Source organism: Falsiroseomonas oryzae (assembly GCF_027856955.1).
Classification (GTDB): domain Bacteria; phylum Pseudomonadota; class Alphaproteobacteria; order Acetobacterales; family Acetobacteraceae; genus Falsiroseomonas; species Falsiroseomonas oryzae.
The window spans coordinates 1-7656 of record NZ_JAPSMD010000259.1; the positions used below are offsets into that span (position 1 = coordinate 1).

Consider the following 7656-nt stretch of genomic DNA (forward strand, 5'->3'; position numbering starts at 1 on the left):
GGCGCCGAACCAGTCGCGCACCGCATCTGCCGCGCTGCCACTGCGCGCGAAGCCGGCGACGCGGCCGGCGGCCTCGGCATGACGGTCGCCGAAGAAGGCGCCGGCCAGCACGGCGTCGCGCAGCGGTGGCTGCGGCGGCAGCGCCGGCCGCCGCGGGCGCAGGACGACGGTCTCGTCAGCCTGCGCCGGGGGCATGTGTCAGGTCAGGCCTTCTGCGGGATGCGCGCGACCATGCGCATGGAGGTGGTCAGCTCCTCCATCTGCAGCCAGGGCTGCATCCAGGCGACGGCGTTGTAGGAGCCGGGCTTGCCCGGGATTTCCTTCACCTCGACCTTCGCCGCACGCAGCGGGTAGCGCGCCTTCATCTCCGGTCCGGCATTCGGGTTGGAGTTGACGTAGTTGCTGATCCAGCGGTTCAGCCACTTCTCGCAATCCGACGCCTCCATGAAGGAGCCGATCTTGTCCCGTGCCATCACCTTCAGGTAGTGCGCGAAGCGGCCGGTCGCCATCAGGTAGGGCAGGCGCGCGGAGATGGCGGCGTTCGCCGTCGCCTCCGGCCGGTCGTACTTCTTCGGCTTCTGCGTGCTCTGGCCGCCGAAGAACACGGCGTAGTCGGTGTTCTTGTAGTGGCAGAGCGGCAGGAAGCCGAGGTTCGAGAGCTCGAACTCGCGCCGGTCGGTGATGCCGATCTCGGTCGGGCACTTCGCGTCGCTGTCGCCGTCGTCCGAGGTGAAGATGTGCGTCGGCAGGTTCTCCACCTTGCCGCCGCCCTCCGCGCCACGGATGGCGACGCAGAAGCCGTATTTCGCGAAGGCGTCGGTGAGCCGCGCGCCCATCACATAGGCCGCGTTCATCCAGCAGTAGTCGTGGTGGCCCATCGACTTCGCCGCGCCCGTCACCGGGTCCATCGGCGCCTCCTCGTAGCCGAACTCCTCGATCGGCTTGGTGTTCGCGCCATAGGGCAGGCGCGCGATGACGCGCGGCATCACCAGGCTGACGAAGCGGCTGTCCTCGCTCTCGCGGAAGCTGCGCCACTTCATATATTCAGGCGCCTCGAAGATCTTCGCGAGGTCGCGCGGCTTGGACAGCTCGGTCCAGTCCTTGAAGCCGAACATCCCCGCACCGACGCCGGAGATGAAGGGCGAGAAGCCGGCCGCCGCCACGTTCGACATCAGGCGCAGCGTCTCGACGTCGTCCGGGTGGTTGGTCCACTCGTAGTCGCCGATCAGCGCGCCATAGGGCTCCCCGCCGGGCGTGCCGAACTCGTTCTCGTAGAGCTTCTTGAACAGCTGGCTCTGGTCGAACTCCACCGCCTTGGTCAGGTCGCGCGTCATCTCGCGCTTCGGCAGGTTCAGCACGCGGATCTTCAGCGCGGTGCCCGTCTCGCTGTTCTGAACGAGGTAGTGCAGCCCGCGCCACGTGCCCTCGAGCTTCGTGAATTTCGGGTCGTGCATGATCGCGTTGAGCTGCGCCGACACCTTGGCGTCGATCGCCGCGATCGCGCGGTCGAAGGTGCGCGACAGGTTCTTGTCGAAAGTGACAGTGCCCTGCAGCGCCTGCTCGACAAGGTTCTTCACCAGGTCCTGCGCGCGGTCAGGCTCGGTCGCCTTGGTGGCGGAGACGACCTGGTCGAGCAGCCCGAGCGAGCCCTCGGTCGTCGTGGCGGCGCCGGCGGCGGAAGAAGCGGCCTCGGACATCGTCTCAGCCCTCCTTCTTGTCGAGGCCGAGTTCGGCCGACAGCTTCTTCATCTCGCTCTCGTTGCTCAGCACCTGCTCGAGCAGCGATTCCAGCTCCTCGGAGCGGTCCACCTTGCTCATCAGGTCGCGCAGCTTGGCGCGCGTCTCCAGCAGCGCGGCCAGCGCCGGCACCTGCTGCGCCACGCGTGCCGGGTCGAAGTCGTCGATCGACTTGAAGGCCAGCTCGACGTTCATCTGACTGCCGTCGCCGGCCAGCGTGTTGTCCACCTTCAGCTTCACGCCCGGGGTGAAGGACGCCATGACGTCGTTGAAGTTGTCGCGGTCGATCTGGACGAACTTCCGCTCCGTCAGCGGCTTCAGCGGCGCCGTCGGATCGCCGGAGAAGTCGCCCATCACGCCAACCACGAAGGGCAGCTCGCGGACGACCTCGGCACCTTCCGTCTCGACCTCGTAGGTGATGTGCACGCGCGGCTTGCGCACGCGGCTGAGCTTGCCGTGGATGCTCTCACTCATGGACCCGGACCCCCTCGCGCACTGGCGGACCGCGGAAGCCGAAGAGGCGACCCCGGGCATAGGCGGGGCGGAGCCAAATTCTCGCCGCGGATTACATGCATGCTATGTGGTTCGACCCCTGCGGGTCAAGGAAGCATCGGTGAACAATCCTAGGTGGAAGGCGGGATTCCGCCCGCCCCCCCACGCGCTCACCCGCCCTCCGGCTTGATGCCCAGCGAGACCAGGATCGCCTCCCGCGCCTTGCCGTCCGGCACCAACTCCGTCAGCAGTTCCGGCCAGCTCAGCCTGGCGCGCCGCACCGCGTCCTGCAGCGTGTAGGCCAGGGGCGAGTTGGGCTCCGTGCGCTTGAAGTAGTCGGCGATCTCGACCAGCTGGCGCAGCACGTCCTCCCGCGTGCGGGCCGGCTGGCCGCCGCGCGGCGCGCCGGCGGCCGGGCTGCCCTCGGCCTCCTCCTCGGTGGCGTCCATCGCCCCCTCCTCGATCGGCGCTTCCACCTCCTCGGGCGGCGCGTACTGGCCAACCATCGCGAGCATCTCGTCCAGCAGGTCGCGCACACGCCCCGTGGAGGGGCCGTCCTGCCCGGCCAGCCCGTCCAGCGTCGCCGCCATCCCGGCCCAGGCCGCGGCGGCGTCCTTCAGTTGCCGGCGCAGCGCGGCGAAATGCTTCGGGCTGACCGCCTTCGCATCCTTTTCCACCTGGTCCAGCGGGATCGCGCCGGCCTTGATCCGCTGCTCCTTGCGGGCCGCGTCCACGATGGTCGCCAGCTCGCGGGAGCGTTCGTACTGCCACCACGCGAAGGGGTTCCCGTCCGGCCGGGTGAACACCACCAGCCGGCGCAGCGGCGGCAGCAGCAGCCCCTCCTTCTCCGACCCGCTCAGGCCGGTGATGCCGGCGACGCGCGCCGCGACGCCCTCGTACTCGTCGGGCAGCGGGAAAACGCCGTCCCAGTAACGTTCCGCCAATCCCTTGATGAGAAGTGCGCCCGCCGTCAGACCGGGCAGCCCGTGCATCCGCAACAACGCTTCCGTCAGCATCGCCGCGACGTCGAGATCCTTGCTGCGCTCCAGCAGCGCCGTGCGGGCCAAGGTGTGGATCATCTTCCATGGCGGCGCGATGCCGCCATCGTCGCCGCCTTCCGTCTCGGCGCGCCGCTCCAGCTCGCGCGCCTCGGCGCGCGCGTCACGCAGCCGGAACCAGGGCGACTGCGCCGAGGTGTCCTCTCGCAGATCGGTGCCCTGCGGCGTGTCGCCCGGGATCGGCGCCAGCAGGGCTTCAAGGGCGAAGCCGTCCGGCAGCGCCGGAGCTGGCGGGTCTGCTGGCATGCGGCGCCCCCCCTGCGCTGTTCCGGTACCCCACCGACCGGTCGCGCCCGTCCGGATCGTCCATCACCGTCATCGTCACGCGCCGACGTTGCTGGACTGGAGGGGTGATTATCACATAGGGTTGTGCCGCCAAAGGGGTGACGGATGGCCGCTGTCGATCTGAAGCAACTCGTCGCTCGGGTTAACGATCCGTGCCGGCGCGCGCTGGAGGCTGCGGCCGGGCTGACTCTGTCCCGCAGCCACTACAACGTCGAGATCGAGCACCTGCTGCTCGCCGTCGCCGACCGCACGGACACCGACTGCGCGGCGATCCTGCGCCATTACGGCGTCGACACGGCCCGTTTCGCTGCGGATCTCGGCAAGGCGCTCGACCGGATGAAGACGGGCAATGCCCGCGCGCCGAGCCTCTCGCCCGACCTGGTCGAGCTGATGAAGCAGGCCTGGCTGCTCGGGTCGATCGAGCTCGGCGCGTCCCGGGTGCGCACCGGACACCTGCTGCTCGCCCTCGTCGCCGACGAATCGCTCGCCCGCCGCGCGCGGGACGCCTCCGGCCAGTTCGCCCGCATCCCGGCCGAGCAGCTGAAGCGCGACTATGTCGCGATCTGCGGCGCCACGCCCGAATCGCAGGCCGCGGCGCCCTCCGCGGCAGCAGGCGCGGAGGGCGCCGCAGCCGGCGAGCCGGGGATGCCGACCGGCGGCGGCACCGCTCTCGAACAGTTTACGACGGACCTGACCGCCCGCGCCCGGGCCGGGAAGATCGACCCCATCCTGGGACGCGACACCGAGATCCGGCAGGTCGTCGACATCCTGACGCGCCGCCGCCAGAACAACCCGATCCTCACCGGCGAGGCCGGCGTGGGGAAGACCGCGGTGGTCGAGGGGCTCGCGCTGCGCATCGCCTCCGGCGACGTGCCGCCCGCGCTGAAGGGCGTGGTGCTGCGCACGCTCGACCTCGGCCTGCTGCAGGCCGGCGCCGGCGTGAAGGGCGAGTTCGAGAACCGCCTCAAATCCGTCATCGAGGAGACGAAGGCGAGCCCGAAGCCGGTCATCCTCTTCATCGACGAGGCGCACACGCTGATCGGCGCGGGCGGCCAGCAGGGCCAGAACGATGCCGCCAACCTGCTGAAGCCTGCACTGGCCCGCGGCGAGCTGCGCACCGTCGCCGCCACCACCTGGGCCGAATACAAGAAGTATTTCGAGAAGGACGCCGCCCTCACCCGCCGCTTCCAGGTGGTGAAGGTCGAGGAGCCGACGATCCCGATCGCCATCGCGATGATCCGCGGGCTGGTCGGCACGCTGGAGAAGCATCACAAGGTGCGCATCCTCGACGAGGCCGTCAGCGAGGCGGTGCGTCTCTCCGCCCGCTACATCCCCTCCCGCCAGCTGCCGGACAAGGCGGTCAGCCTGATCGACACGGCCTGCGCCCGCGTCGCGATGAGCCAGGCTGCGATCCCCGCCGCGATCGAGGACCGCCGCCGCCGCATCGAGCTGATCGACACGGAGCTCGGCATCGTGGGGCGCGAGATGGCCGCCGGCGCCGACTTCGCCGCGCGCCGCGACGAGCTCACGGCGGAGCGCACGAAGAACGAGGTCGAGCTGAAGGACCTCGAGGCGCGGTGGGAGAAGGAGAAGACCCTCGCCGCCGAGATCGCCGAGGTCCGTGGCGTGGTCGAGAACCCGGAGGACACGCGCGACAAGGACGAGTTGCGCAAGCGCCTCGCCGCGCTGGCGTCGGAACTGCGGGAGCTGCAGGGCGAGCAGCCGCTGGTGCACCCGGTGGTGGACGGCCAGGCCGTGGCCGAGATCGTCGAGAGCTGGACCGGAATCCCCGCCGGGCGCATGCGCGGCGACGAGATCCGCACCATCCTGAACCTGCGCCAGGCCATGGAGGAGCGGGTCGTCGGCCAGCCCCATGCGCTGGAGGCGGTGGCGCAGGCCATCCGCACCAGCCGCGCCGGCCTGACCGATCCGCGCAAGCCGATCGGCGTCTTCCTGATGGTCGGCACCTCCGGCGTCGGCAAGACGGAGACCGCGCTGACCCTGGCCGACCTGCTCTATGGCGGCGAGCAGAACCTCACCGTCATCAACATGAGCGAGTTCAAGGAGGAGCATAAGGTCTCGCTCCTCATGGGCAGCCCGCCCGGCTATGTCGGCTATGGCGAAGGCGGCATCCTGACCGAGGCGGTGCGCCGCCGCCCCTACTCCGTCGTCCTGCTCGACGAGATGGAGAAGGCGCATCCCGGCGTGCAGGACATCTTCTACCAGGTGTTCGACAAGGGGATGATGAAGGACGGCGAAGGCCGCGACATCGACTTCAAGAACACCGTCATCATCATGACCAGCAACGCCGGCACGGACCTGGTCACCAAGCTCTGCGCCGACCCGGAGACGATGCCGGACGCCAACGGCCTGGCCCAGGCACTGCGGCCGGAACTGATGAAGCACTTCAAGCCGGCCTTCCTCGGCCGCGTCACGCTGGTGCCGTATTTCCCGCTGCCCGACGCGATCATCCGCAAGATCGTCGAGCTGCAGCTCGGCCGCATCCGGCGCCGCGTCAAGGAAAGCTATCGCGCGGGCTTCGACTGGGATCCCGCGCTCGTCGAAGCGATCGCGGCGCGCTGCACGGAGGCCTCCTCCGGCGCGCGCAATGTCGAGAACATCCTCTCGCGCACCCTCCTGCCGGAACTCTCGGCGGAGGTGCTGTCCCACCTGGCGGAGGGCCGCCAGGTCGGGGGCATCCGGGTCGGCCTCGCCCCGGATGGCGGCTTCACCTACGCGGTCGAGGCGGCGTGAGGACCTAGAGGGCAGGACGGAAAGGAGCAGTCACGATGGCGATGTACATGAAGTATGGCGCGCTGAAGGGCGACGCCACGACGCAGGGCTGGGCGGATTGGATCACCCTCTCCAGCTTCAACATGGGTGCCGGCCGCGGCATCGGCGCGGCGAAGGGCAAGGGCGCCAACCGCGAGGCGAGCGAGCCCAGCATCAGCGAGATCACCGTGACCAAGGAGTGGGACCCGACCTCCTCCTCCAAGCTCTTCGAGGAAGCGGTCTCCGGCAAGATCAACAACAAGGTGGAGATCCACTTCACCACCACCCAGGGCGCCGAACAGGGCGCCTTCCTGATCATCAACCTGAAGGACTGCGTGATCTCCGGCTACTCCGCCTCCACTGGCGGCGAGGGCAAGCCGACGGAGAGCCTCTCGCTGAACTTCTCCCACATCGAGATCGTGCCGAAGGTCGTGGACGAGACGCTCGGCCTGACCGATGGCGAGAAGGTCTCCTACGACCTGACCCTCATGAAGGCCAACGTCTGACGCCATCCGGCGCTGCGACGCGAGGCCAGCGGGCCGGCCTTCGGGCCGGCCCTTTTTCGTTTCCGGCACCGCCTGCGCGCCGGCGCATGGTTACCGCGGCACCGTCTCCAGCACCCAGGCATCCGCCGCCAGGCGGGCGCCACGCCGGCGCGCCTGCTCCAGCGCGGCGCGCAGGTCGCGCAGATAGGCCACGGTGTCCTCGTCCTCCGGCCGCGGCCGGTCGAACAGCGGGACCGAGGAGGCGACCACGATGACCAGGTCCATGCCGTAGGGCGGCCCGACCGCCCAGGCCGGCCCGCCAATGGAGGGGTCGCCCAGCCGCAGCGTCGCGCCCGCCGGCAGCATGCGCGCCGGGTCCGTCGGCGTCGGGTGCAGATGCGCCAGCGTGCCGTCGTGCACCAGGAAGGAGACGTGCAGATACGCCGGGAAGTCCGGCCCGTTCAGCACCACGGTGATGTTGTCGCCGTCGCGAAGCCGGGTTGCGTTGCCGGCCAGCGCGACCTGCAGCGCGCCCGGGGTGCCGAAGGGCTGCACGGCGGGGCGCAGCGCATCCAGCGCCAGGCAGAAAGGCGCGTCGAAGCTGTGCACGCGCCAGTCGCGCGGCAGCGATCCGGCGGCGGCCGCGACCGCGTCGCGCAGCGCGCGCTCCGGCGCGCCGCGGCCGACGACGCCGCGCAGCGTGACGCGGTCCGGCGCGACGGTGCCGGACACCAGCGAACAGGACAGCGGCGGCAGCGCCTGCGCCAGCGCCGTGCGGACCGCGGCGGCAGAGGGCAGCGCAGCGGGCTGGGGCGGCGCCGGTGTCG

General features: G+C 70.0%; 7 protein-coding genes. 2 read left to right on the forward strand and 5 right to left on the reverse strand.

Going from position 1 to position 7656, the window contains the following annotated elements:
- From OZN99_RS20710 to tssA, 4 genes are all read right to left on the reverse strand, one after another.
- The coding region (locus tag OZN99_RS20710) for a hypothetical protein (protein WP_270937154.1) at positions 1–195 on the reverse strand (195 nt) is incomplete at its 3' end.
- Positions 196–203: 8 nt separating this feature from the next.
- On the reverse strand, positions 204–1697 hold the full coding sequence (gene tssC / locus OZN99_RS20715) for a type VI secretion system contractile sheath large subunit (protein WP_270937155.1): 1494 nt from the start codon (positions 1695–1697) through the stop codon (positions 204–206).
- A 4-nt stretch (positions 1698–1701) separates the two neighbouring features.
- Positions 1702–2211 carry a type VI secretion system contractile sheath small subunit gene (gene tssB, locus OZN99_RS20720; protein ID WP_270937156.1) on the reverse strand — a complete coding sequence of 170 codons (510 nt, stop codon included), beginning with the start codon at positions 2209–2211 and terminating at the stop codon, positions 1702–1704.
- Positions 2212–2399: 188 nt separating this feature from the next.
- Positions 2400–3533: a type VI secretion system protein TssA gene (gene tssA, locus OZN99_RS20725; RefSeq protein ID WP_270937157.1), complete on the reverse strand. Its 1134-nt coding sequence runs from the start codon at positions 3531–3533 to the stop codon at positions 2400–2402.
- 144 nt (positions 3534–3677) lie between these two features.
- Here tssA and tssH point away from each other — a divergent pair, with 144 nt between their 5' ends.
- Together tssH and OZN99_RS20735 are read left to right on the forward strand one after the other, a co-directional pair.
- Complete coding sequence (gene tssH, locus OZN99_RS20730; RefSeq protein WP_270937158.1) at positions 3678–6326, forward strand: type VI secretion system ATPase TssH; 2649 nt, start codon at positions 3678–3680, stop codon at positions 6324–6326.
- Between the two features lie 35 nt (positions 6327–6361).
- Positions 6362–6850 carry an Hcp family type VI secretion system effector gene (locus OZN99_RS20735; protein ID WP_270937159.1) on the forward strand — a complete coding sequence of 163 codons (489 nt, stop codon included), beginning with the start codon at positions 6362–6364 and terminating at the stop codon, positions 6848–6850.
- Positions 6851–6940: 90 nt separating this feature from the next.
- Here the strand turns inward: OZN99_RS20735 and OZN99_RS20740 are convergent.
- Positions 6941–7656, reverse strand: a 716-nt coding sequence (locus OZN99_RS20740) for a hypothetical protein (protein WP_456299891.1), incomplete at its 5' end; no start/stop codon positions are given.